The 24,505-nt window shown below is 71.7% G+C and carries 16 protein-coding genes; 6 read left to right on the top strand and 10 right to left on the bottom strand.

The features are described from left to right. Positions 1–44: 44 nt before the first annotated feature. From ACWGUG_RS03825 to ACWGUG_RS03805, 5 genes are all read right to left on the bottom strand, one after another. Positions 45–6,104 carry an Ig-like domain-containing protein gene (locus tag ACWGUG_RS03825; protein WP_452323878.1) on the bottom strand — a complete coding sequence of 2,020 codons (6,060 nt, stop codon included), beginning with the start codon at positions 6,102–6,104 and terminating at the stop codon, positions 45–47. Between the two features lie 207 nt (positions 6,105–6,311). Beyond that, entirely contained in the window at positions 6,312–8,660 is a 2,349-nt protein-coding gene (locus ACWGUG_RS03820) for an ATP-binding cassette domain-containing protein (protein ID WP_452323877.1), read from the bottom strand. Positions 8,661–8,932: 272 nt separating this feature from the next. Next, complete coding sequence (locus ACWGUG_RS03815; RefSeq protein WP_336393852.1) at positions 8,933–9,361, bottom strand: TA system VapC family ribonuclease toxin; 429 nt, start codon at positions 9,359–9,361, stop codon at positions 8,933–8,935. Further along, positions 9,358–9,588 carry a hypothetical protein gene (locus tag ACWGUG_RS03810; protein ID WP_336393853.1) on the bottom strand — a complete coding sequence of 77 codons (231 nt, stop codon included), beginning with the start codon at positions 9,586–9,588 and terminating at the stop codon, positions 9,358–9,360. The genes ACWGUG_RS03815 and ACWGUG_RS03810 overlap by 4 nt, the downstream gene beginning before the upstream one ends. A gap of 31 nt (positions 9,589–9,619) precedes the next feature. After that, on the bottom strand, positions 9,620–10,195 hold the full coding sequence (locus ACWGUG_RS03805) for a DNA-3-methyladenine glycosylase I (protein WP_452323876.1): 576 nt from the start codon (positions 10,193–10,195) through the stop codon (positions 9,620–9,622). A gap of 73 nt (positions 10,196–10,268) precedes the next feature. Here ACWGUG_RS03805 and ACWGUG_RS03800 point away from each other — a divergent pair, with 73 nt between their 5' ends. Together ACWGUG_RS03800 and ACWGUG_RS03795 are read left to right on the top strand one after the other, a co-directional pair. Next, positions 10,269–10,817 (top strand): type 1 glutamine amidotransferase domain-containing protein, encoded by a 549-nt coding sequence (locus ACWGUG_RS03800; protein WP_336393856.1) that lies wholly within the window; start codon positions 10,269–10,271, stop codon positions 10,815–10,817. Between the two features lie 193 nt (positions 10,818–11,010). Continuing rightward, positions 11,011–11,409, top strand: a complete 399-nt coding sequence (locus ACWGUG_RS03795) for a glucose-6-phosphate dehydrogenase (RefSeq protein ID WP_452323875.1) — start codon at positions 11,011–11,013, stop codon at positions 11,407–11,409. A gap of 9 nt (positions 11,410–11,418) precedes the next feature. Here ACWGUG_RS03795 and ACWGUG_RS03790 read toward each other — a convergent pair whose 3' ends face one another. Further along, positions 11,419–13,524, bottom strand: coding sequence for an acyl-CoA dehydrogenase family protein (locus ACWGUG_RS03790; RefSeq protein ID WP_452323874.1), 2,106 nt, complete (start codon positions 13,522–13,524; stop codon positions 11,419–11,421). Positions 13,525–13,720: 196 nt separating this feature from the next. Between ACWGUG_RS03790 and ACWGUG_RS03785 the strand changes: the two genes are divergently transcribed. Beyond that, complete coding sequence (locus ACWGUG_RS03785) at positions 13,721–14,080, top strand: VOC family protein (RefSeq protein WP_452323873.1); 360 nt, start codon at positions 13,721–13,723, stop codon at positions 14,078–14,080. A gap of 57 nt (positions 14,081–14,137) precedes the next feature. Further along, entirely contained in the window at positions 14,138–15,412 is a 1,275-nt protein-coding gene (locus ACWGUG_RS03780) for a GNAT family N-acetyltransferase (RefSeq protein ID WP_452323872.1), read from the top strand. A 58-nt stretch (positions 15,413–15,470) separates the two neighbouring features. Here the strand turns inward: ACWGUG_RS03780 and ACWGUG_RS03775 are convergent, their stop codons facing one another. Then, complete coding sequence (locus tag ACWGUG_RS03775) at positions 15,471–17,156, bottom strand: formate--tetrahydrofolate ligase (RefSeq protein ID WP_452323871.1); 1,686 nt, start codon at positions 17,154–17,156, stop codon at positions 15,471–15,473. Positions 17,157–17,454: 298 nt separating this feature from the next. Between ACWGUG_RS03775 and ACWGUG_RS03770 the strand changes: the two genes are divergently transcribed. Beyond that, on the top strand, positions 17,455–17,916 hold the full coding sequence (locus tag ACWGUG_RS03770) for a GNAT family N-acetyltransferase (protein ID WP_452323870.1): 462 nt from the start codon (positions 17,455–17,457) through the stop codon (positions 17,914–17,916). Positions 17,917–18,183: 267 nt separating this feature from the next. On the opposite strand, the gene recQ is transcribed toward ACWGUG_RS03770, so the two are convergent. Next, entirely contained in the window at positions 18,184–20,178 is a 1,995-nt protein-coding gene (gene recQ / locus ACWGUG_RS03765) for a DNA helicase RecQ (protein ID WP_452323869.1), read from the bottom strand. A 106-nt stretch (positions 20,179–20,284) separates the two neighbouring features. After that, entirely contained in the window at positions 20,285–20,821 is a 537-nt protein-coding gene (locus tag ACWGUG_RS03760) for a DUF1697 domain-containing protein (RefSeq protein WP_452323868.1), read from the bottom strand. Positions 20,822–20,975: 154 nt separating this feature from the next. Between ACWGUG_RS03760 and ACWGUG_RS03755 the strand changes: the two genes are divergently transcribed. After that, a complete protein-coding gene (locus tag ACWGUG_RS03755; RefSeq protein WP_452323867.1) occupies positions 20,976–21,848 on the top strand; it encodes an SDR family oxidoreductase in 873 nt (290 codons plus the stop codon). 34 nt (positions 21,849–21,882) lie between these two features. Here the strand turns inward: ACWGUG_RS03755 and ACWGUG_RS03750 are convergent, their stop codons facing one another. Then, positions 21,883–24,432 (bottom strand): DEAD/DEAH box helicase, encoded by a 2,550-nt coding sequence (locus tag ACWGUG_RS03750; protein WP_452323866.1) that lies wholly within the window; start codon positions 24,430–24,432, stop codon positions 21,883–21,885. Between the last annotated feature and the right edge of the window lie 73 nt (positions 24,433–24,505).

The following is a 24,505-nucleotide window of genomic DNA, read 5'->3' as shown; positions in this document are numbered from 1 at the left end:
TCTCGTTCTCTCGTTGCGTGAAGTGGTGATGGCGGATGCCGCGGCTAGTACCAGTTCATCGGCGCGGCGTCGCCCCAGCCCACGATGGTCACCCAGACGCGGGCGCCGGGGTAGCCGTGGTAGCAGTTCGCGCGGGCCCGGCCGTTCTCCGGCACCCACGTCGTGCTGCCGCCACCCCACGAGCTGTTGCCGTCGTTGCAGCGCAGCGCGTAGTTGCCGGCCGGGAAGTTCGTCACGTCGACAGCCATATAGGCGCACGATGCCGACCCGCAGTCGCTCCAGCTCCCCGACGCGCCCTTGACCGTCTGCGCGGTCGGCCGCGGACGATCGACGGTGGTGGCGGCATCCGAGACGACGTTGCTCCACTGGCCTTCGGCGTCCTGCGCGCGGGCGTCGATCGTGTGGCGCTCGCTGTAGCCGTAGTTGTTCGTGCGCGAGCCGTTGTTCGCCACGTTCTGCCAGCCGCCGCCGTCGATGCGGATCTGCATCTGCGTGATCTTGCGACCGTTCTCGGCGGGTGCGCTCCATTGGAAGGTGATGCTCGTGCCGTCGCGCGTCGCCGAGACACCGGGGTTGCGCACCGGTCCGTACGGGACCGCTCCGTTCGACTGTGCCGACGGGTCGCCGTTGTAGCGCACGCCGTCCATCGCGGTGTACGCCCGCAGACGCACGGTGTACGTCGTGCCGTTGCTGACGCCGCCGATCGTGCGGCCGCTGAACGCCTGCCATCCGCCGCCGTTGAGCGAGTACTCGTACTGCAGTTCACCGGCGTTCGCGCCGTTTCCGGGAGCGGGCGTGAACGTCACGTCGATGGTGCTGTCGCCGCGCGGGGTCGTCGCCTGCACGTTCGTCGGGGCGCCCGGCACGCCGAAGGCGCGGCGCGGAGCGGAGGACGCGCCCCACTCGCCCCAGCCGGCCTTGTTCGAGGCGCGGACGCGGAACGTGTAGTCCGTCGTCGAGGTGGTGACGTTGACGGCCTGGCGGGTCTGCGAACCGGGGATGCCGGTGATCGTCCGCACGACGGACGAGCCCTGCATCACCTGCAGCTCGTAGCCCGAGATGGCATCGCCGTTGTCGGCGGGTGGGTTCCACACGACCTCGAGCTGCGCCTGGTCGCCGACCGGGTCGAGGCGGTTGACCGAGGGCGCACCGGGCGCGTCGGGCGCGCGGGCCGGGATCTCGCTCACTGACCACGGGCTCCAGCTCGACGGCTCGGGCGCGCGGTTGTGCGCCTGCACGCGCACCTGGTATGCGACGCCGTTCTGCAGTCCGTCCCACACCAGCGAGTTGCCGACGACGTCGGTCTTCTGGCTGATCCCCGACGGCGGCGCCGGCGAGATCTCGAGCGAGTACTTCTCGACCGGCGAACCGGGCGTGGTGGGGGTGACCCACGAGACAGTGAGGCTCTGGTCGCCGAACTGCAGCGCGGGGGCCGCCGGGGTGTCGGGCCGTGCGTCGGGACGCGCGGTCTCGGACGGTGCCGACGGGTCGGACGGGCCGACGCGGTTCTCGGCGACGACGACGAAGTTGTACTCGACGTTGTTGGTCAGGCCGTCGAGCGTGCACGTCGTCGCGAGGCACTCCTTCTCGTAGTTTCCTGCGGTGGAGCTCACGAGGTAGCGCTCGATCTCGGCGCCGTTGTTCGCCGGCGGCGTCCACGACAGCACGACGGTGCGATCCTGCACGCTCGAGACGACCGGGGTCCCCGGTGCGTCGGGCTTGCCCTGCACCGTCAGGCGGATGCGCCCCTCGACCTCGCGGTCGGGGTCGCCGGTCGCATCCTGCACGCGGTAGCGGACGACCATCGTGCCGAAGAACTTGGCGTCGGGAGTGACCCGGACCTCACTGCCCGACACCTCCGCGTCGCCCTGGCCGGTCTCCATGACCGCCGTGGTGATCTTCAGGGGCGTCTCGGGGAACGGGTTGACGTCGTTGCCGAGCACGGGCACCGAGACGGTCTTGCCCTGGTGCGCCTCGTCGACGATGTCGTCGTTCGCGGTCGGCAGCTCGCGCGTCGATGCGATGACACGCACGCTGACGGAGCCCTCGATGGGATCGGTCGTGCCGTCGGTGATGCGCAGCTCGATCGTCGCGGCGGTTCCCTTCTTGGTGTCGGCCGCCGCGCTCACGCGCAGCTCGCCCCGCTCGATCTGCGCCGACATGCCGCTGGGCGACCCGCCGACGATCTCGAACCGCAGCTTGTCGGCGTCCTCGGGGTCGGGGTCGGTCGTCAGGCCCGCGAGGTCGAGCACCGCCGCGTCCTCGCCGGGCGCGACGTCCATCTGCCCGTTGACGAACGTCGGCTGCTGGTTCTCGGGGGGCAGCACCGTGATCGGCAGCGTCAGCGTCGCCTTGCGGCCCTCGGGGTCGTCGGGACCCGATCCGTCGGTCACCTCGAAGGTGATCGCGTCGGGGCCGAAGTAGCCCGCGGACGAGGTGTAGACGAGCGTCGTCTGGTCCTTCACCAGAGACGAGCCGTCGCTGTGGGCCGCGGAGACCTTCGCCGCCTCGGTGATGATGACGGGGCCCCCGCCTGCGGCGCGCACGTGCTCGTCCAGCGGGAGCTCGACCGTCTCGCCGCTCTTGACCTCGACCGGCTTCACGCTCACGAGCGTGGGCGGCAGCGACGACAGCGCGGGGATGTGGATGAAGGCGGATGCCTCGTTCCCGTCGCGGTCGGTGATGGTGTAGCCGGCGAGGCGACCGCGGTCGCCGAGCGTGATGCGCACGGTGCCGTCCGAGAGGACGCGCGAGTCAGCGTCGTCGACGGTGAGCTCGAGGTCGTCCACCGTGCCGTCCGGATCCTCGTCGTTCGCGAGCACTTCGAGGTCGACGACGCCGTCCTCGACGTCGGCGGCGCGGACGTAGTCGTCCCGCGCGATCGGCCGCTGCAGCGGGACGTCCTCGGCGACGGTGATCTGCAGCACCGCCTTCGACTCGGCGCCGCGCGCGTCGCGGATCGTGTACTGGAGCGACGTCTCCACCGGCTCGGAGGGCGATGTGACGACCACCCGGTTGCCGTCCACCTTCGCCTTGAGACCCGAGACGTCGGGGAGGATCAGGCCGTCGCGGACGAGGCCGAACTCATCGCCGTCCGGGTCGGAGTCGTTCGCGAGCACGGGCACGGCGACGGCGCGCCCCGGACGCATCACGACGGCGTCCTTGACGGCGTACGGCGCCTGGTTGACGCCCTCTGGCGGGGCGATGCCGACGCGGATGGACGCTGTGGCCTCGGCGCCGAGGCGGTCGCGCACGCGGTAGGTGAAGGTGTCGACACCCGCGGTCTCGTCGAACGCCTCGTAGATGAGGTAGTCCGAGCCGGTCTCGACGACGCGGCCCTTGCCGGGCGACGACGCCAGGCCCATGAGCTCGACGGAGTCGCCGTCGGAGTCGATGCCGTCCAGCGGCACGGCGATACGGACGCGGCTGCCGCCGAGCACGCGGGCCGTCAGGTCGCGCGGGCGCGGGGCGGCGTTGGTGTCGGCGTCCACCGGCAGCACCTGGATGGTGATGTAGCCGGCGTCCTTCTGACCCGTGCTGTCCACCGCCTCGTACGTGGCGTACACCGTGCCCGGCTCGTCCGAGGCTCGGAAGCGGACGGTGTCCTGCGAGACGAAGATCTCGCCGTCCTCGGGCTCGACCAGGGGCGGGACGAGGTCGGGCGCGACATGGATCGTGTCGCCGTTGGGGTGGTAGTCGTTGTCGAGCACGGGGATCGTCACGACGTCGCCGGCGCGCACCACGACCTGGTCGTCGTTGGCCACGGGCGGTCGCAGCTGCGACGGTGCCGGGATCGGGATGACGATGACGTCGCCCTCGGCGGACTTGGATCCGTTGGAGATGCGGTACGAGATCCGCACCTGCTCCGAGAGCGCGGCCTGGTCGCTGATGCGGAGCGTCTCGTGATTGAGCACGGCCACCGCGATGCCTGAGTTCGGCTCGACCGTCACGGACTGCACGACGAGGATGCCGCCGGAGGGGTCGGAGTCGTTCGTGAGCACGTTCACGAGCACCTCCCCGCCGCTCGGCAGAAGGGCGACGTCGCGCACCGCGACGGGCGGGAGGTCGGTCTCGCCCTCGGCAAGCACGTCGACGCGCACGATGCCCGGCACGCCCGCGGCGCCCGCCGCGACCATGTACTGCACGTAGTAGGTGCCCGGAGCCGAGGAGCGGAAGGTGAAGGTCTTGTTGGCGTAGTCCGGAACGATGTCGGCGCCCGACACCGGATCGACCCGGGCGAGGCGCAGCGGCTCGCGGCCGGCGCCGACGTCGTTGGCCAGCGGCGCGACGGTCGCGGTCTGCCCCGCGCGCACGGCGATGTAGTCGGCGTTGGTGACCGGGTCGATCGACCCGACCGGTCGCACGTCGAAGCGGATGATGCCCACGGCGACGTCGGAGCCGTCGGACACCGTGATCTCGACGTCCTTGCGACCCTGCGTGCCGCCGACCGCACGATAGGTGATGCGGCCGTCGGACGTGTAGTCGGCCTCGTCCCCTTCGGCGGGGGTGACCGAGCCGAGGAAGATGTCGTCGCCGTCGGGGTCGATCCAGTCGGGCAGCACGTTGTAGGTGATCGTGCCGCCGGCCTCGACGGCCACCGTCGTGACCCGCTTCTGCTCGGGAGCCGCGTTGACGTCCCAGCCGCGCACCGCGAGGGAGACCCGCGCGGTGTCGGTGCCGCCGCGGCCGTCCGAGACCTCGTAGGTGAAGGATGCCGACCCGGAGGCGTCCTCGGGTACGGCGATCTGCAGCGAACGGCCGTTGTCGATCGACTGCACCTCGCCGACCGAGGGACCGCCCTCCAGCACCCGCGCGGTCAGCACGTCGCCGTCGGGGTCGCTGTCGTTGTCCATGATGGGCAGGATCGTGGTGCGCCCGGGTCGCACGCCGAGGTCGTCGTCGTTCGCGTCGGGCGGGGTGTTGACCTCGGACCGCTCCGGCAGGACCGTCTCGGTGGTCTCCTCGGTCGTCTGCTCGGTGTCTTCCGTCTCGCCCTCGGGCGGGGTGATCTCGTCCCAGTTGTCGACGCGCTGCATGTCTTCCGCGGCCATCCAGGTGGCGCCGCCGATGATGTCGTTGAGCACCACGACGTCGCGGTTGACGCGGAACTTCAGCAGGGACGTCGGCTCGACGCCCTCGATGTCGACGGTGAGGTCGTCCGCCTCACCCGCGCAGTCGCGCACGAAGCGGCCGGAACCCGTCCATGCCGCGTAGCCGCAGCCCTCGAGCCACACCGGCTCCGCGGGCGCGCCCTCGCCGCCCGCGGGGATCGCGGTCGGCTCCGAGCCGTCGAGGGGCACGCGCAGGAACGCGGACTCGGTCGACAGCGAGACGGCGTCCGCCGCGGCGGACGGCTGCTGCAGCACGGCGCTGCGACCGCCCTCGACGAGGGTCTCGCGACCGTCCACGATGACCGTGCCGGTCGCCGCGTCGAGCACCACGGGCTTGTCGGCGACGGCCGTGACCGTCAGCTCCGCCTTCTCGTCGACGCCGGGAAGGCCGGTCCGCACCGGCTCCTCCGGGGTGTCGTCGGTCCCCAGGCGGATGGTGATGAGCTCGGCGGTCTCGGAGGATGCCGCGTAGACGACGCCGTCCACGCCGACCGCGACGTCCGCTCCCTTGCCGGCATTGGCGACGGGGTCGGAGCCCTCGATCTGGAAGGTGCCCGCGCCCTCCACGGGGAGCGCCCAGATGTCTCCTGACGCGCGGTCGAGGATGGCGACGGTAGACCCGCCCAGGGCGACCTCGGCGTCACCCGGCAGGCTTGCCGCCCCCGCGAGGGCGACCATGCCGGGGTCGATCACGCTGACGGCGGAGTTCGCCCTGTCGACGAGGAGGACGTCCGAGCCGGACTGCAGGATGTCGTAGTCGTCGCTCGTGGTGCGCAGCCCGCCGTCCAGCACCTGCGACTCGTGGTTGAAGTGGCCGACCATGAGGCTCGACTGCTTCGTGACCCAGACACCGCCGTCGTGGAGGTCGACCTCGGTGGTGGGAACGCCCTGGTAGACGAAGGCGAGGGTGGTCAGCGTGACCGCGGCGGCCGTGACGGCGCCTGCGGACGCGAATGCGCGCGGGCGCGCACGAAGCCATGCGAAAGACCTCATCGAACCTCGGCCTCCTCCGGGGTGTCGTGCGTCTTTACGTGGCGTCGGGACCCGACGTGGGGCATCGGGCGCTCACACAGAAGACCTGGGGACGATTCAGCCTAACCCGAGCCACCACGGGGATGGGACGGGCAGTGCCATCGTGTCGATGCTAATCGCCCAGGTCAGAGGCTAACGATGGGGACAATCACCCACCCTCCGGCGGACTCAGCGTACGGCGGCGACGTACTCGCGCAGATGGTGGGCGGTGAGGGTGTCCGCGGACGCGACGAGGTCGGCGGGCGTCCCTTCGAACACGATCGCGCCGCCGTCGTGCCCGGCACCAGGGCCGAGATCGATGATCCAGTCCGCGTGGGCCATCACCGCCTGGTGGTGCTCGATGACGATGACGCTGTTGCCTGCCTCGACGAGGCGGTCGAGCATCCCGAGCATGTTCTCGACGTCGGCCAGGTGCAGGCCCGTCGTCGGCTCGTCGAGCACGTAGATCGCGCCCTTCTTCGCCATCGAGATGGCGAGCTTGAGCCGCTGCCGCTCGCCGCCCGACAGCGTGTTGAGCGCCTGCCCGAGGGTGAGGTAGCCGAGCCCCACGTCGATCATGCGGGTCAGGGTGGTGTGGGCGGGACCCTTGGAGAAGAAGACGGATGCCTCCGCCGCCGACATCGCCAGCACCTCGGCGATGTTCTTCCCGTCGAGGGTGAACTCCAGCACCTCGTCGCTGAAGCCGGTGCCGTCGCACAGCTCGCACAGCGTCTCGACCGTCTGGGTGAACCCGAGGTTGGTGATGATGACGCCGAGACCCCGGCACGCCGGGCAGGCGCCTTCGGAGTTCGCGCTGAACAGGGCGGGCTTGACGCCGTTGGCCTTGGCGAAGGCCGAGCGGATCGTGTCGAGGATGCCGGTGTAGGTCGCCGGACTCGACCGTCGGTTGCCCTTGATGGGCGACTGGTCGACGACCACGACGTCGTCGAACGCCGGGACGTTGCCGTGGATGAGCGACGACTTGCCCGACCCGGCGACCCCCGTGACGACCGTCAGGATGCCGAGCGGGATGTCGACGTCGACGTCCTTCAGGTTGTGCTGGGTCGCCCCCCGGATCTCGAGCGCGCCCTTCGCCGGCCGGGTCGTCGCCTTCAGGCGCGCGCGGTCGTCGAGGTGGCGCCCGGTGATGGTGCCCGAGGCGCGCAGACCGGCGACGTCGCCCTCGTACTGCACCTCGCCGCCCGCGCGGCCGGCTCCGGGGCCGAGGTCGACGACGTGGTCGGCGATCTCGATGACCTCGGGTTTGTGCTCCACGACCAGGACGGTGTTCCCCTTGTCGCGCAGCTGCTGCAGCAGACGGTTCATCCGGGCGATGTCGTGGGGGTGCAGACCCGCGGTGGGCTCGTCGAAGACGTAGCTGATGTCGGTGAGAGGCGAGCCCAGGTGCCGGATCATCTTGGTGCGCTGTGCCTCGCCGCCCGACAGCGTGCCCGAGGCGCGGTCCAGCGAGAGATAGCCGAGGCCGATGTCGATGAACGAGGCGATGGTCTGGCGCAGTCCCGCGATGAGCGGGGCGACCGACGGATCGTCGACCGTGTCGAGCCACGTCGCCAGATCGGTGATCTGCATGGCCGCGGCATCCGCGATGCTGGTCCCGTCGATCTTCGACGAGCGGGCGCCCTCGTTGAGCCGGGTGCCTCCGCAGCCGGGGCACGGCATGAACTTCACGGCGCGATCCACGAACGCGCGGATGTGCGGCTGCAGCGAGTCGCGGTCCTTCTGCAGCATCGACTTGGTGATCTTGGGCACCAGGCCCTCGTAGGTCATGTTGATGCCGGCGATCTTGACCTTCGTCGGCTCCTTGTGGAGGAAGTCGGCGAGCTCCTGCTCGGTGTAGTCCTGGATCGGCTTGGCGGGGTCGACGAACCCGGACTCGGTGAACCCCTTCACCATCCACCCGTCGACGCTGTAGCCCGGGATCTTCAGGGCCCCGTCGGCGAGCGACTTCGTCTTGTCGTAGAGCTCGTCCAGGTCGACGTCGCTGACCTCGCCCAGGCCCTCGCAGCGCGGGCACATGCCGCCCGTGATCTCGAATGACCGGCGCTCCTTGACCTTCTTGCCGCCCTTCTCGAGGGTGATGGCACCGGCGCCCGACACGGACGGGATGTTGAACGAGAAGGCCTGCGGCGAGCCGACGTGCGGCACGCCGATGCGGCTGAACAGCAGGCGCAGCATCGCGTGCGCGTCCGTCGCGGTGCCCACCGTCGAGCGGGCGTTGGAGCCCATGCGCTCCTGGTCGACGATGATCGCCGGGCTGACGTTCTCGAGCGCGTCGACCTCGGGTCGGCTCAGCTGTCCCATGAACTGCTGCACGAAGGTCGGATACGTCTCGTTGATGAGGCGCTGCGACTCGCTCGCGATGGTGCCGAAGACGAGCGAGGACTTGCCCGAGCCGCTGACGCCGGTGAAGACGGTGAGCCGCCGCTTGGGGATCTCGACCGACACGTTCTTGAGGTTGTTCTCTCGCGCGCCGACCACCCGGATGACCTCGTGCGAGTCAGCGATATGGGATGCCATGCGCACGAGTATGCCGGGCGACCCGGACACCCCGCTTCCTCGATCCTGCTCGATCCCGGGTCGCCACCGGGTTCGGGGCGCGCCGCGACCGTTCGGGGCGCGCGGCGTGCGCCCCGAATGCGCGGCATGCGCCCCGAACCCGGAAAGGACGGGAGACGGATGCCGCGGCTCAGGTGGCCGCGCCCTGGCCCCTCTTCCGGGTTTGGGGCGCGTCGCGACCGTTCGGGGTGCGCCCCAAACCCGGGAGAACGGGCGCCCGGACGCCCGGTCGGCTACGGGATCGGGAAGAGCACCGTCGCCCCTGACGGGACCGCCGACGTGACGATGCGGGTGTCGAAGGTGGCCAGCAGCGCGTCGTTCGAGGCCGCGAGGTGCAGCAGGTAGGTGTCGGTCACCTGCGAGCTGGCCAGCAGCCGCTCGGTGTGGACGGAGCTGTCGAGCAGGCTGACGGTGTCGGGGAGGAACGCATGGTCCTCTCGCGCGGCGAGGCTCGCGAGGCTGGCCAGCACGACCGGCGCCGGCTGGCTGTTGGAGTACTTCGGGTGGCTCACGACCCGGACGACGCCGTTCTGCACCAGCGGGCAGGTGTGCCACGGCGCGCCGCCGCGCGACGCGAACCAGCGGTGCGCGCGCTCGTGGTGCACGTGCAGGGGGTCGATGAGCGCGATCACCGCGTTCACGTCGAGCAGGTGGCGGGTCACGCGGAGTCGTCCCGCAGCTCGTTGACGTCGTCCAGGGTGGCGCGTCCCGCCCCGGGCGGCGTGGGCAGGAGCACGATGCCGTTGCGGGTGCCGCCGTGGCGCTGCCGCTCGGTCAGTGTCGCCCGGGCCAGCTGCGACACGGCCTCGCCGAGCGTGATGCCCCGCGCGTCCGCGAACTGCTTCGCGGCGGCGAGGACGTCGTCGTCGATCGTGAGAGTGGTGCGCATGCATCGATCATCATGCATCACGCATCATGCGTCAACGGGCGGCCCGCCAGCACCCCTCGACGTGGTCGTCGACCATCCCGGCCGATTGCATGAGCGCGTACATCGTGGTCGGCCCCACGAACCGGAACCCGCGCTTGCGCAGCGCCTTGCTGAGCGCGTCGGACGCGGCGGTCGTGGCGGGCACGTCCGCGAAGGTGAGGGGACGGCGGTGGGATGCCGGTGCGAACGACCACATGAACTCGTCGAGCTCCCCCGGCGCGAGGTCGGCGACCAGGCGGGCGTTGGAGATCGTGGCCTCGATCTTGGCGCGGTTGCGGATGATGCCGGCATCCGTCATCAACCGCGCGACGTCACCCTCGCCGAATGCGGCCACGACCTCGGGCTCGAAGCCGGCGAACACCTCGCGGAATCGCGGTCGCTTGCGCAGGATCGTGATCCACGACAGGCCGGCCTGGAACCCCTCGAGGCTCATCTTCTCGAACAGCGCGCGGTCGCCGTGGAGCGCGACGCCCCACTCCTCGTCGTGGTAGCGGGCGTACTCGAGGTCGTCGCCGACCCACGCGCAGCGCGCGCGGCCGTCGGCGCCGAGGCGGACGTCGGTACTCACCGCGCCAGCCTAGGGCCGGCCTGGACTGTCAAGCCCCTCTGGGGAGAACGGTGCCGCACGTAACGTGGCGGCCATGACTGATCTCACCGGAAAGAAGGTCGCGTTCCTCGCGACGAACGGATACGAAGACAGTGAGCTCACCTCCCCCTGGGAGGCCGTCACCTCTGCCGGCGCTACCGCCGTGATGGTGGCACCGGAGGGCGGCGAGATCGAGGGCAAGAACGGACACCGGCAGTCGGTGGACCTCTCGGCGTCGCAGGCGGACGCCGCCGAGTACGACGCGCTCGTGCTTCCCGGCGGCGTCGTGAACGCCGACCACCTGCGGATGGACGTGGACGCCGTCGCGTTCGGCCGGGCGTTCTTCGAGCAGCACAAGCCTGTCGGCGTGATCTGCCATGGCGGCTGGCTGCTCGTCGAGGCCGACGTCGTCGGCGGTCGAACGCTGACGAGCTATCCGAGCCTCAAGACCGACCTGCGCAACGCGGGTGCGACGTGGGTGGACGAGGAGGTCGTGGTCGACCAGGGACTCGTGTCGAGCCGGACGCCCGACGACCTGCCGGCCTTCAACGCCAAGGTCGTCGAAGAGATCGCCGAAGGCACGCACTCGGGCCAGACCGTCTGACCCCCGGCACGGGCCGCCGCTGCACGGGCAGTCGTGCGGCGGCGCCCGCGGGATGGCGTACCCCGGAGGGGATCGCGGGGCCGCGGCATCCGTTCGCCACCCGGTCGTCATCCCGCGATTGCCCGAGCGGGCCGCACGTCGCTTACGGTGGAATGTCGGGCGGCCACCGCTCGCCCCGGCGGGAGGGAACAGCATGAGGATCGTCGCGTCATCGGATTGGCGGGACGCCGTCCCCTTCGAGACCCCGGTCCTCGTCGCAGACGTCGTTCCTGGCGAGCCGACGCGGTGCTTCACGTGCGGGGCGGATTCCGCGCCGCTTGCGCGCACCGAGCTGTGGGCCTTCAAGCACCGCCACCCCAAGAACCACGACGGCTACGTGCGGTTCTACTGCGCCACACACGTCCCGCAGGCGCAGCGCCGGCCGGAGCCGGCCACGACGCCGGCGACCCGCGCACGGGCGTCGCGCCCCGCAGCCGAGCGGCGCCCCGCCAAGCCCGTCATCCCGGAACGGCAGCGGGCGATGTGCCCGAACTGCTTCGTCGAGGTGTCGGCGACGGGCGAGTGCGGCATCTGCGGCTGGTCGGCCGACTGAGGCCCGGGGCTACTTCTTCTTGAGGGACTTCTCCGGCACCGGCGCCTCGCCGGACGCCGCGAGCGCGCGGTAGTACTCCCGCGCTTCGTCCTGGCGCTTGCGCTCGGCCCCCGACGCGATCGGCGCGCGCACATGCTCGGGGGCGAAGCCGAAGGCGTCCACGAGATCCTGAGCGTGCGGACGCAGCCGCGCGGCGAGCCGGTCGATGTAGCGCGAGACGGATGCCGCGCGCTGCGTCGACAGCCTCCCGTTGATGAGGTACCACGCGAGGTGCTTCTCGATCAGGTGCAGGCCGAAGAGATCGCGCAGCCACCGCAGGACGTGCTTCGTGCCCTCGTCGGAGACGCGGTTCACGCCGTCGGTGAACGCCTCCCACTGCAGCAGCTCGGCGTGCGCCCGAGCAGCCTCGATGAGCTCGGCCTGGTGACTGTTGAACAGGGCCGCGGCCTCGGACTGCGGCAGCTTGGACGCGGGGCGCAGGGCCGCGGCCACGTCGGCCACCATCTGCTGCACGCGCCCGGCGAGCAGCTCGTGCTGCTGGTCGGCCCGCAGGCCCAGCTCCACCGAGCGTGCGGTGGAGCCGAAGTCGGCCACCGCCTGACCCAGCTGCCGCAGGCCCGCGCCGTGGAACAGCTTGCCCGCGGTCTGCCCGACGGCGAAGCGGGCGAGGGTCGCGGCATCCGCTCCCTTGAACTGCTTGGCGTAGTCGGCCAGCAGCCGCTTGCCGACCAGCTGGAGCAGGACGTTGTTGTCGCCCTCGAACGTCACGTAGACGTCGAGGTCCTGGTGCAGCCCCACCATGCGGTTCTCGGCGAGGAAGCCCGAGCCGCCGCAGGCCTCGCGGGCCTCCTGGATGGTGTCCAGCGCGTTCCACGTCGACAGGGGCTTGAGCGCCGCGGCCAGCGTCTCGAGGTCCTCGCGCTCCTCGGGGGTGTCGTGGCGGCCCGAGAAGACGCCGTCGAACTTCTTCAGCAGCTCGTCGTGGCTGAAGAACTGCGCGTAGTTCTGGGCGAGCAGGGGCAGCAGGCGCCGCTGGTGCTTGCCGTAGTCCAGCAGCACGACCTCTTCGGTGCCGGTGCCCGAGTCGAACTGCCGGCGCTGGTTCGCGTACGTCAGGGCGATGTACAGGGCGAGCGCGGTGCCGGTCGTCGCGGCGCCGTCCAGCGACACGCGGCCCTGCACGAGCGCGCCGAGCATGGTGAAGAAGCGGCGGCCGGGGCTCGGGATCTCGGACGTGTACGAGCCGTCGGCCGCGACCTGCCCGTAGCGGTCGAGCAGGTTGAAGCGCGGCACCCGGACGTGGTCGAACGCGAGCCGGCCGTTGTCGATGCCGTTCAGGCCGCCCTTGACGCCGTCGTCCTCGCTGACGATGCCGGGAAGCATGTTGCCCTCGTCGTCGCGGATCGGCACGAAGAAGCAGTGCACGCCGTAGTTGACGCCGCCCGTGATGAGCTGCGCGAAAACCGTCGCGGCTCTGCCGTGCAGCGCGGCGTTGCCGAGGTAGTCCTTGTACGCACCGCGGAACGGCGTGTGGATCACGAACTCCTCGACGGCGGGGTCGTAGGTGGCCGTCGTGCCGATGGCGGCGACGTCCGAGCCGTGGCCGGTCTCGGTCATCGCGAACGCGCCCGGCAGCGACATGTCGATGACGCCGGGCAGCCACTCCTCGTGGTGCTTCTCGGTGCCCAGCTGGAAGATCGCGGACCCGAAGAGGCCCCACTGCACGCCCGACTTGATCTGAAGGCTCGGGTCGGCGAGCACGAGCTCCTGGAAGCCGGCGATGTTGGCGCCGTTGTCGTTCAGGCCGCCGAACTTCTCGGGCATCGCGCGGCGCGAGCCGCCGTGCTCGACGAGCAGGTGCAGTTGCGTCAGGACGCGCTCGCGGTGCTCGGCCATCGGCAGGCCGTCGATGCGCCAGAACGCCGGGTCCTTGATCATCTCGCGGGCCTCGCGGCGGGTCTCGCCCCACGTGCCCAGCAGCAGATCGGTGACGGCGGCGACGTCGATGCGGGGCTCGGATGCCTCAGCCGCCGTGTGCGGCGCGGTGGGGGCGCCGCCGGCGGGCGTGCGCTTGCTGGTGGCGGGCTTCTTGGTGCGGACGGCGGCGTCGGCCATGTGCATCACCTCTCGGTGCAATGGACAGGAGCAAGTTCTCTCCGACCGTAGGACTCCCACAAGCGGTCATCAAAGCCGCTGGTGGATGTCTACAATCCAAGGACCGGGCGTCGCGCGCCCGGGTTGTGCGAGACGCACAGGTGCGTGCGTGTCTCGCGCCTCCCCCCTCGGGCCGGGGAGTCCTAGGCTCGTCGGCATGACGCCTCCGCCGACCGCCATCACGACGGCCTTCATCCCGGTGCACGACCCCCGCGCCGGGGCGCTCTGGTACGCCGATGCGTTCGAGCTCGACGTCGTCGAGTCGTCGGACGGGTCGAGCGTCGTGGCCGGCTCGCATGGCCAGGTGACCCTGATGGGGCCGGCGAGCGGCATCCACACCGCGCCCGGCCTGCGCTGGGCGACCTGCAACTTCCGCGTCGACGACCTCGCGGTGGCGCGCGAGCGCCTCGCCCGACTCGGCGCGCACCCGGGCGACGTGCTCGGGGATCCGGCGCGGTGCCTGTTCTTCACGGCGACCGACCCCGACGGCAACACCCTCCTCGTCACCGACCGCTGAGGCAGCCGGGCCTGGTGGGAGCCCGGAGTGTCGGGAGCGGCGGCGACAATGGACCGGATGGCCGACCGCATCGTGACGCTGGAGCCGTGGGGACCCGACGACCTGCCCCTGCTCGAGCGCGCCAACACGCCGGAGATGACCGCGTACCTCGGCGGCCCCGAGACGCCGGCCGAGCTCGAGGAGCGCCACGCACGGTATCTGCGCCTGACCGCGGAGGGCACCGCGGCGATGTACCGCATCGAGGCCGACGGGGTGGCTGTCGGCGGCATCGGGTACTGGCCGGTCGAGCACGACGGCGCGCCGGCGTGGGAGACCGGATGGAACGTGTTCCCCGAATGGCAGGGACAGGGCCTCGCGCGGGCGGCGCTGCGGCTCGTCGTCCGCGAGGTCGCACGGCGCGGTGACCGCGAACTGCTCGTGGCATACCCGGGCGTCGACAATCCCGCCTCGAATGCGCTGTGCCGCTCTGCCGGATTCGAGCATCGCGGCACCGGCACCGGGCCCTGGCGCGGCGGCGAGCTGGCCTTCAACGTGTGGGTGCTCGACATGTCTCCCCTCGACCTCGCCGGCCGTGTGCCCGACGTCGACGAGACGTTCGCGTCGCCCGCTCTGGACGCGGAGCGCTGGTGGCCGTTCTACACGCCGCACTGGTCGTCGCGGGATGCGGCGGCCACGCGGTGGCGCGTCGACACCGGCGGACTCGAGCTGAGGATCGACGCCGACACCGCACCCTGGGCGCCCGACCTCGACGGCGACCTGCGCGTCTCGCATCTGCAGACCGGGCAGTTCTCGGGCCCCCTCGGCACCGGGATCGGGCAGCATCGCTTCCGCCCGGGACTCAGGGTGCGCGAGGAGCAGCCGCAGCACCGGCTGTGGCTCGTGCACCACGGCGTCATCGAGGTGCGGCTCGCCGCGATCCGGCATCCGGACGCGATGGTGGCGTTCTGGCCGATCGGCTTCGAGGAGCGCCCCGACGACTGCGGCGAGATCTGCATCGCCGAGATCTTCGGCAGCGAGATCGACGAAGGTGGAGGCTGGGTCGGCGTCGGCGTCAAGCCCCAGAACGACCCCCGGCTTCGCGAGGACTTCGAGAAGATCCGCGTCGACGGCGACCTCACCGAGTTCCACGACTACGCGGTGGAGTGGACGGGTGACCGGCTGCGCTTCTTCGTCGATGGGCGCTGGGTCAAGACGGCGGCGCAGTCCATCGACTACCCGGTGCAGCTCATGCTCGACGTCTACGAGTTCCCGCGGGCCGACGGCACGCGCGACGCCGCGGCGCTCCCCCACGCGCTGCGCGTGCAGCGGGTGCGGTCCTTCCCGCCGGCCTGAAACCGGCTCGCGCCGCGTGCATCCGCGGGCCTGACACGACCGAAGCGCGTGACTCGCGTCAGAAGAGCCCGACGATCCGGCCGTCGTCGTCGACGTCGATGCTGTTCGCCGCCGGCACGGCGGGCAGGCCGGGCATGGTCATGATGTCGCCGCACACCATGACGACGAACCGGGCGCCGGCCGCGAGGCGCACCTCGCGGATGTCGACGGCGTGGCCGGTCGGGGCCCCGCGCAGCTTCGGGTCGGTCGAGAAGGAGTACTGCGTCTTGGCGACGCACACCGGGTAGCCCCCGTACCCCTCGTCCTGCAGGCGCTTGATCTGGGCGCGCACCGCCGTCGATGCGGTGACCTCGGACGCCCCGTAGATCCGCGTCGCGATCGCCGTCATCTTCTGCCACAGCGTCGCGTGGTCGGGATACGTGAAGTGCAGAGCGGATGCCTCGGCGCGAGGCTCCTCGCAGATCCGCACGACCTCGCGGGCGAGGTCCTCGGCCCCGGCGCCGCCCTCGGCGAAGTGCCTCGCGACGACCGCCTTCGCCCCGACCGCCTCGGCGGCGGCGATGAGCGCCGCGATCTCGGCATCCGTGTCCTCCGCGCGATGGTTGATCGCGACGACCGCGGGGATGCCCCACGTCTCGCGCACCGTCTCGAGGTGCCGGACGAGGTTGGCCGTGCCGCGCCGGAGCGCCGCCACGTTCTCGTGCGGCAGGTCCGCGACCTCGACGCCGCCGTGGTACTTCATCGCGCGCACCGTCGCGACGATGACGGCGACGTCCGGCCGGAGGCCCGTGGTGCGGCAGAGGATGTCGACGAACTTCTCGGCGCCGAGATCCGCGCCGAAGCCGGCCTCGGTGACGACGTAGTCCGCCAGTCGCAGCGCCGAATCCGTCGCGAGGTACGAGTTGCAGCCGTGCGCGATGTTGGCGAACGGTCCGCCGTGCACGAAGGCGGGCGTGTGCTCGAGCGTCTGCACCAGGTTGGGCGCGAGCGCGTCGCGCAGCACCGCGGCCATGGCGCCGTGCGCCTGCAGGTCGCGCGCGCGGATCGCACGGCGGTCGCGCGTGTAGGCGACGACGATCTCACCGAGCCGTTCCTTGAGGTCGGCGAGGTCGGTGGCCAGGCAGAAGATCGCCATCACCTCGCTGGCCACGACGATGTCGAACCCCGCCTCGCGCGGGTAGCCGTTGGAGGGTCCGCCGAGCCCCACGACGGTGTCGCGCAGGGCGCGGTCGTTCACGTCGAGCACGCGGCGCCAGGTCACGCGGCGCACGTCGATGCCGAGCTCGTTGCCGTGGTGCACGTGGTTGTCGATGAGCGCGGCGAGAAGATTCGTGGCGATGGCGATGGCCGAGAAGTCGCCCGTGAAGTGGAGGTTGATGTCTTCCATCGGCACGACCTGGGCGTAGCCGCCGCCGGCGGCGCCGCCTTTCATGCCGAACACCGGGCCGAGGGCAGGCTCGCGCAGGCAGATCATGGCGCGCTCGCCGATCCGGGTGAGCGCGTCGCCCAGGCCCACGGTCGTGGTCGTCTTGCCCTCGCCGGCCGGCGTCGGCGACACGGCGGTCATCAGGACGAGGCGGCCGCGGGGCTTGTCGCGCAGCGTGCGCAGGTGCCGCAGCGACACCTTGGCCTTGTACCGGCCGTACGGCTCGAGCTCGTCGTCGGGGATGCCGAGGCCCTCGGCGATCCGGCCGATCGGCCAGAGGTCGGCCTGCTGTGCGATCTCGATGTTGCTCGTGGCCACGTCGCTCCCCGTCGGCGGGCGCCGTCGCCCGCTCCTGCGCGTCAGGCTACCGCGGGGCGCCCCCCGCGCCGAGAAACCGCGATGTCGCCGAGTAACCCCGGGCTGCCGCGGGCCCCCACCTCCTCGCCGAGATACCGCGATGTCGGCGAGAAACCCCGCTGTCGGCGCCGACAACGTGGCTGTTCGACGACATCGCGGTTCGTCGACGGAAACGGGAGGGGCAGGAGGGAGCAGGAGGGATACGGGGCTGAGGGGCTGGGGGGTGGGGCCGGCGGGGGACGAGGCCTACGGTGGGGGCATGCCCGATCGAGTCGTGCGCAGGGCCGCCGTCGACGACGCCGATCTCGTCGCCGAGCTGCTCCACGCCTTCAACACCGAGTTCGACACCCCGTCCCCGGGCGCGCCCGCGCTGGCCGAGCGGCTGCGTGAGCTGCTGGCCGAGCCGCACACGTTCGCGCTGCTCGGCGGCGACCCCGCGGTCGGCGTCGCGCTCGTGACGCTGCGTTCCAACGTCTGGTACCCCGGACCGGTCGCGCTGCTCGACGAGATGTACGTCGCGCCGCATGCGCGCGGGGCCGGCATCGGCGGCGCGATCGTCGACCGTCTCGTGGCGGAGTGCCGCCGGGCCGGGGTGTCGGCGATCGAGATCAACGTCGACGAGGGCGACGTCGACGCGCAGCGCTTCTACGAGCGCCACGGCTTCTTCGGAGGGGACCCCGACACCGGTGAACGGGCCTTCTACTTCTCGCAGGAGCTCTGACCCGCACGGCCCACCGCAGCGCCCGGTGCGGGGTGCGCCGCGCGGACCCCGGCGATGGAGACGGATGCCGCCCGCCAACGCCGCGGTCGCACCGGCCTAGCCCGCCAGGAGCTCCGGCGCCGCGGCCGCGACCGCCTCGGCGTCGTCACCGGTCGCCAGGAGGCGGTCGGGTCCGACGACGACCCGCACCTCGACGGAGCGGGCGTCGGTCTGGACGGGGGACGGATGCCGCCACCCGATGCGCTGGGACGAGCGTCGGCCGCCGCCCTACGCGGCCTCGCGGATGACGCCGAGCACGGCCTCGCCGTACGCCTCGCGCTTCTTCGCGCCGATGCCCGCGACCCCGTCGAGGTCGGCGAGCGATCCGGGCCGCCGCTCTGCGAGAGCCCGCAGCGTCGCATCGCCGAACACGATGTACGCCGGCACGCCGAGGTCCTTCGCGACACCGGCCCGCCAGGCGCGCAGCGCCTCGAACACGCCGACATCGGCCGGGTTGAGGCTGTCGGGCGCGTTGGTCTTGCGCACCCGGGCGACGCCGCCGGAGCGTCCCATCACATCGCGACGCAGCGGCACCGGGGTCTCGCCGCGCAGGACGCCGGCGGCAGGCTCACCGAGGGCGAGGGTGCCGTATTCGCCGCGGGCGACCAGGATGCCGCGCGCCAGCAGCTGACGGACCACGCTGCGCCAGTCCTGCTCGCTGAGGTCGGCGCCCAGCCCGTAGGTCGACAGGGCGTCGTGCCCCTGCTGGCGGATGCGGTCGTTCTGGGCGCCTCGGAGGATGTCGATGAGATGTCCCGCGCCGAAGGCCTGACCGCGCTCGCGCTGCAGGCGCACGATCGTCGAGAGCAGCTTCTGCGCGGGGACGAGACCGTCCCACGTCTCGGGAGCCTCGAGGCAGGTGTCGCAGTTGCCGCACGGTTGGGAGGGCTCGCCGAAGTACGCGAGCAGGTTCTGGCGGCGGCATCCGACGGTCTCGCACAGGCCGAGCATCGCGTCGAGGTGCTGGCCCAGCCGGGTCTTGAACGCCCGATCGCCGGGCGACTGGTCGATCATGCGGCGCTGCTGCACGACGTCGCCGAGCCCGTAGGCCATCCAGGCGACGGATGCCTCGCCGTCACGGCCGGCCCGACCCGTCTCCTGGTAGTAGCCCTCGACCGACTTCGGCAGGTCGATGTGGGCGACGAAGCGGACGTCGGGCTTGTCGATGCCCATGCCGAACGCGATGGTGGCGACCATGACCACGCCGTCCTCGCGCAGGAACCGCGACTGGTTCGCGCTGCGCGTCTCGGCCGGCAGGCCCGCGTGGTACGGCAGCGCGTCGACGCCCTGCGCGGAGAGGAACTCGGCCGTCTGCTCCACCGACTTGCGGCTGAGCGCGTAGACGATGCCGGCGGCACCGGCGCCCTGGGAGCGGATGAAGGCGACGAGCTGACGGCGCGGGTCGGACTTCGCCTCGATGCGGTACTGGATGTTCGGGCGGTCGAAGCTCGCCACGAAGTGGCGCGCGCGGGGCAGCTGCAGCCGCTCGGTCATCTCGCGATGCGTGGCGGGGGTCGCCGTCGCGGTCAGCGCGAGACGCGGGACGCCGGGGAACCGCTCGGCGAGCGCGCCCAGCGCGAGGTAGTCGGGCCGGAAGTCGTGGCCCCACTGCGACACGCAGTGGGCCTCGTCGATCGCGATCACGCTCAGCCGGCCCCGGGCGAGGAAGCGCAGCGTCGTCTCGGTGTTGAGCCGCTCCGGGGCGACGTACAGCAGGTCGAGCTCGCCCGCGAGGAAGGCGCGTTCGATCGCCGCCCGCTCCGCGGGCGCCTGGGTCGAGTTGAGGTAGGCCGCCCGGACGCCGTTGGCGACGAGGGCGTCGACCTGGTCGTGCATGAGCGCGATGAGCGGGCTGACGACGAGGCCGGTGCCGGGGCGCACGAGCGCGGGCACCTGGTAGCAGACGCTCTTGCCGCCGCCCGTGGGCATCAGCACGACGGCGTCCCCGCCGGCGATCACGTGGTCGACGATGGCGTCCTGCTCGCCGCGGAAGGCGTCGTAGCCGTACACCTCGCGCAGCACGGCGCGCGCGTCGGTGCCGGTGAAGTCCCGGCGGGGCCCCGCGCCGGCGAAGGGATCGATCGGCGCCGACCCGGCCGCGAGGGGGTCGGACGGAGGCATCCACCCGTCCTCCGGGGGCGCCCAGGAGTCGTCCGGCGGAGGCGCGACCTCGTCGGCCTCCCACGCGAGATCGGCGTACGGGTCGCCCTGCGGGATCGTCATCGCTTCCAGGGTAACCGCGGCCCCCGACGCGGGACCGCCCGCCCGCGGATGCGGCGGGAACCGGTGCCGGCCGTCGCACCCGGCGTGACCTGTGGAGGAAGCCGCGTCAGCACCACTTCGCGGCGATGGCCGTGACCACCGCGAGATTGCGGTTGGTCGCGACCCCCAGCAGCTTCGCCGCGTTCAGCGGGTCGACGGACCCCGCCTGGTATCCCGGCCCCAGCAGGGCGTGCGCGACCCGCCCGCGCACGACCATCTCGCCCTCGGCCGACGCGAGCGCCTCGATCCGCGCCGCCACGTCCGCCGACGGCTCGTCCTTCAACAGGTAGACGTAGTGCCGCTCCAGCCCGGGACGCTCGGCGCTCAGCGCCGTGGCGTCCCGCGCGATCTCGGCGAGCTCCGCCGTCGTGAACACGATCGCGGGGACCTCGAAGCCGCGGTCGGCCGCGAACGCCCGCTCGAGGACCGCCTCGATCTTCGCGCGCGAGCGCATCGGCGTCGTGAAGCGCACGTTGCCGGTGTTGATGTGGGTCTCGACATCGGTGAATCCGACGCCCTCGACGACGCGGCGGATGTCGTCCTTGGGGAACTTCCGGTTCGCGCCGAGGTTGATCGCCCGCAGGAAGGCCACGTAGGTGGGCATGACGTCATCATTCCGGATGCCGGCGACACCCGGCATCCGTTATCGTCGTCGTCATGCAATGCCGGTGAGCCGCTTCCGTCACCCTGCCGCCCGCTGCGATCCGCGCGGGCGCATGATCCGGATGCCGCGACACGGCGTCCACGAAAGGCATCGCATGTTCCCCTCCTCCTCCCTGCCGCTGCGCGGCAGGACCGCCCTCGTCACCGGCGTCTCACGCCGGCGCGGCATCGGGTTCGCCGTCGCGTCGCAGCTCGCGCGCCTCGGCGCCGACGTCTTCATCCACCACTTCCGCCCGCACGACACCGTCCTGCCGTGGGGCGGCGACGACCTGGACGCGGTGCGCGACGCGCTGCGTGCCGAGCTCACCCCCGGCGCCCTGCTCGGCGACCTCGGCGCGGACCTGCGGGACGCGGCATCCGTTCCCCGTGTCATCGAGGCGGCCCGCGCACTGACCGGCCGGCTCGACATCCTCGTGTGCAACCACGCGCAGTCCGGCGACGACGGGTCGATCCTCGACATGACCGCGGACCGGCTCGACGGGTTCTGGCAGGCCAACGCGCGCTCGACGATCCTGCTGACCCGCGAGTTCGCCGCCCTCCACGCCGGCGACGGACCGGGTGCGCGACCCGGCGAGCGCATCGAGCGGCGCGGACCGTTCGCCGAGCCCACCGGCCGGGTGTTCTGGATGACCTCCGGCCAGATCCACGGCCCGATGCGCGGCGAGGTCGCCTACGCCGCGAGCAAGGCGGTGCTGGCGGGCATCACCAAGACGGTGGCGGCGGAGCTGCTCGAGCTCGGCATCATCCTCAACACGATCGACCCCGGCCCCGTCAACACCGGCTACCTCGACCCGGAGACGACCGACCGGCCGCTCGACGAGATCGAGGCCTGGATGCGCTCGACGCCCTTCGGCCGCTACGGCGAGCCGGCCGACCCGGCGCGCCTGATCGGCTGGCTCGCGAGCCCCGACGGCGCGTGGGTCGTGGGGCAGGTGCTCTCCACGGACGGCGGGCTCGGGCTCGGCTGACGACGGGCTCGTCGACGACGCCTCGGCGCGTCGGCTACAGCCGCACGACCTCGGTGATGCGTACGACGGCCGTCCCCGCCTCCTCCGAGGCGGGCAGGTCCACCACACCGCGGATGCGCCAGTCGTGGTCGCCGGCCGGGTCGTCGACGGTCTGCTCGACGCGCCAGAGACCGGATGCCGCGGCATCCGTCTCATCCACCGTCACCAGGCGCGGCGACCGGGCGGCGCCGCCCGTCAGGATCTCGTCGTGCTCGTCGAAGTACGCGTCGAGCGCGGCCGGCCAGTCGACGTCGGGATCGAGCTCGACGAGTTCGTCGTCGCGCTGCAGCGCGGCCAGCTGCACGCGCCGGAACAGCTCGTTGCGCACCAGCACGAGGAAGGCGCGGCGGTTGGTGAGCACCGACGGCGGCGCGGGCGGGACGACCGGCGCGGCGGGGTCGTCGACGGGATTGACCAGCGCCTCCCACTCGTCCACGAGGCTGGAGTCGACCTGCCGCACCACCTCGCCGAGCCACGCGACGAGGTCGTGCAGATCCTCGGTCTGCGCCTCGGCGGGCACCGTCTGCCGGATGGCGCGATAGGCGTCCGAGAGGTAGCGCAGGACGAGGCCCTCGCTGCGGGCCAGCTGGTACTGGGAGATGAGCTCGGAGAACGACAGCGCGCGCTCGAACATGTCGCGCACGACGGACTTCGGCGACAGCGCGAAGTCGCGCACCCACGGCTGGCTCGTCGCGAACACCTCGTACGCCTGGGTCAGCAGCTCCTCGAGCGGCTTGGGGTACGTGACCTCCTCGAGCAGCGCCATGCGCTCGTCGTACTCGATCCCGTCCTGCTTCATCGCGGCCACCGCCTCGCCGCGCGCCTTGAACTCCTGCTGCGCGAGGATCGGCCTCGGGTCGTCGAGCGTCGCCTCGATGACGCTGACCACGTCCAGCGCGTAGTGCCCCGTCCCGGCGGCACCGGCGGTGTCCTCCGGGTCGAGGAGCTCGATCGCGGCGAGCGCGAACGGCGACAGCGGCTGGTTGAGTGCGAAGTTCGGCTGCAGATCGACGGTGAGACGGATGCCGGGCGCCGCGGCATCCGCTCCGCTGCGGTCGACCTGGACGACGCCGGCGGTGACGAGCGTGCGGAAGATCGCGATCGCCCGCCGGGCGAGCTCGTAGCGCCGGGCACGGGGCTCGTGGTTGTCGAACACGAGCGAGCGGACGTGCTCGAACACGTCGCCGCCGCGCGCGATCACGTTGATGAGCATCGCCGCGGTGAGCTGGAGGTGCGGCACGAGGGGCTCGGGTTCGGCGTCGACGAGCCGCTCGAACGAGCCGATGCCCCAGTTCACGACGCCGGTCGGCGCTTTCTTCCGCACGATCTTCTTGCGCTTCGCGGGGTCGTCGCCCGCCTTGCGCAGCGCCGCCTCGTTCTCGATCTCCCATTCGGGCGCCATCACGACGACGGTTCCGGACGTGTCGAATCCGGCGCGGCCGGCGCGACCGGCGACCTGGTGGAACTCGCGCGCCGTGAGCTGCCGCATGCGGGTGCCGTCGAACTTCGACAGCGCCGTGATGAGCACGGTGCGGATCGGCACGTTGATCCCGACGCCCAGGGTGTCGGTGCCGCAGATGACCCGGAGGAGGCCGCGCTGCGCGAGGGTCTCGACGAGGCGGCGGTAGCGCGGCAGCATGCCGGCGTGGTGCACGCCGATGCCCGCGCGGACGTAGCGCGAGAGGGTGCGCCCGAAGGCGGTCGTGAACCGGAAGCCGCCGATGGCCTCGGCGATGGCGTCGCGCTGCTCGCGGCTCACGATCTTGATGGACGACAGCGCCTGCGCGCGCTCCATCGCGGCGGCCTGCGAGAAGTGCACGACGTACACCGGGGACTCGCCGGTCTGCAGCAGCTCCTCGACGGTCTCGTGGATGGGCGTGCGGGCATACGAGAAGTGCAGCGGCACGGGGCGCTCCACGCCGGTGATGCGCGACACCGTGCGGCCGGTGCGGCGCTCGAGGTCCTCGGCGATCGCCGTGACGTCGCCGAGCGTGGCCGACATGAGCACGAACTGCGCCCTCGGCAGCAGGAGCAGGGGCACCTGCCACGCCCAGCCGCGCTCGGGGTCGCCGTAGTAGTGGAACTCGTCCATCACGACCTGGTCGACGGCGGCGTCGGCACCCTGCCGCAGCGCGAGGTTCGCGAGGATCTCCGCGGTGCAGCACACGATGGGAGCGTCGGGATTCACCGACGAGTCGCCGGTGACCATGCCGACGTTCGCCGCGCCGAAGATGTCGACGAGCGCGAAGAACTTCTCGCTCACCAGCGCCTTGATCGGGGCGGTGTAGTAGGTGCGACCGCCGCGGGCGACGCACCCGGCGTGCGCGGCGACGGCGACCAGCGACTTGCCGGTCCCGGTCGGCGTCGACAGGATCACGTGCGAGCCCGACACGATCTCGATGACGGCCTCGTCCTGCGCGGGGTACAGCGCGAAGCCCCGATCGCCCGCCCACTCCACGAACGCGTCGTACAGGGCGTCGGCGTCCGGGCCGTCGGGGGATCCGGATGCCTCGGCCGCGGCCGCGATCGTCTCGAGTAGCGTCACCCGATCGAGTCTGCCCGACGTTGCCGCCGGCGCGGGCCGCTGCCCGTCCCGACGGCAGGGGCGGGACGGATGC

Source organism: Microbacterium sp. NPDC055455 (assembly GCF_053619935.1).
The sequence above is the reverse complement of the archived record's forward strand: the minus strand, read 5'-3'. Positions and strand labels throughout refer to the sequence as shown.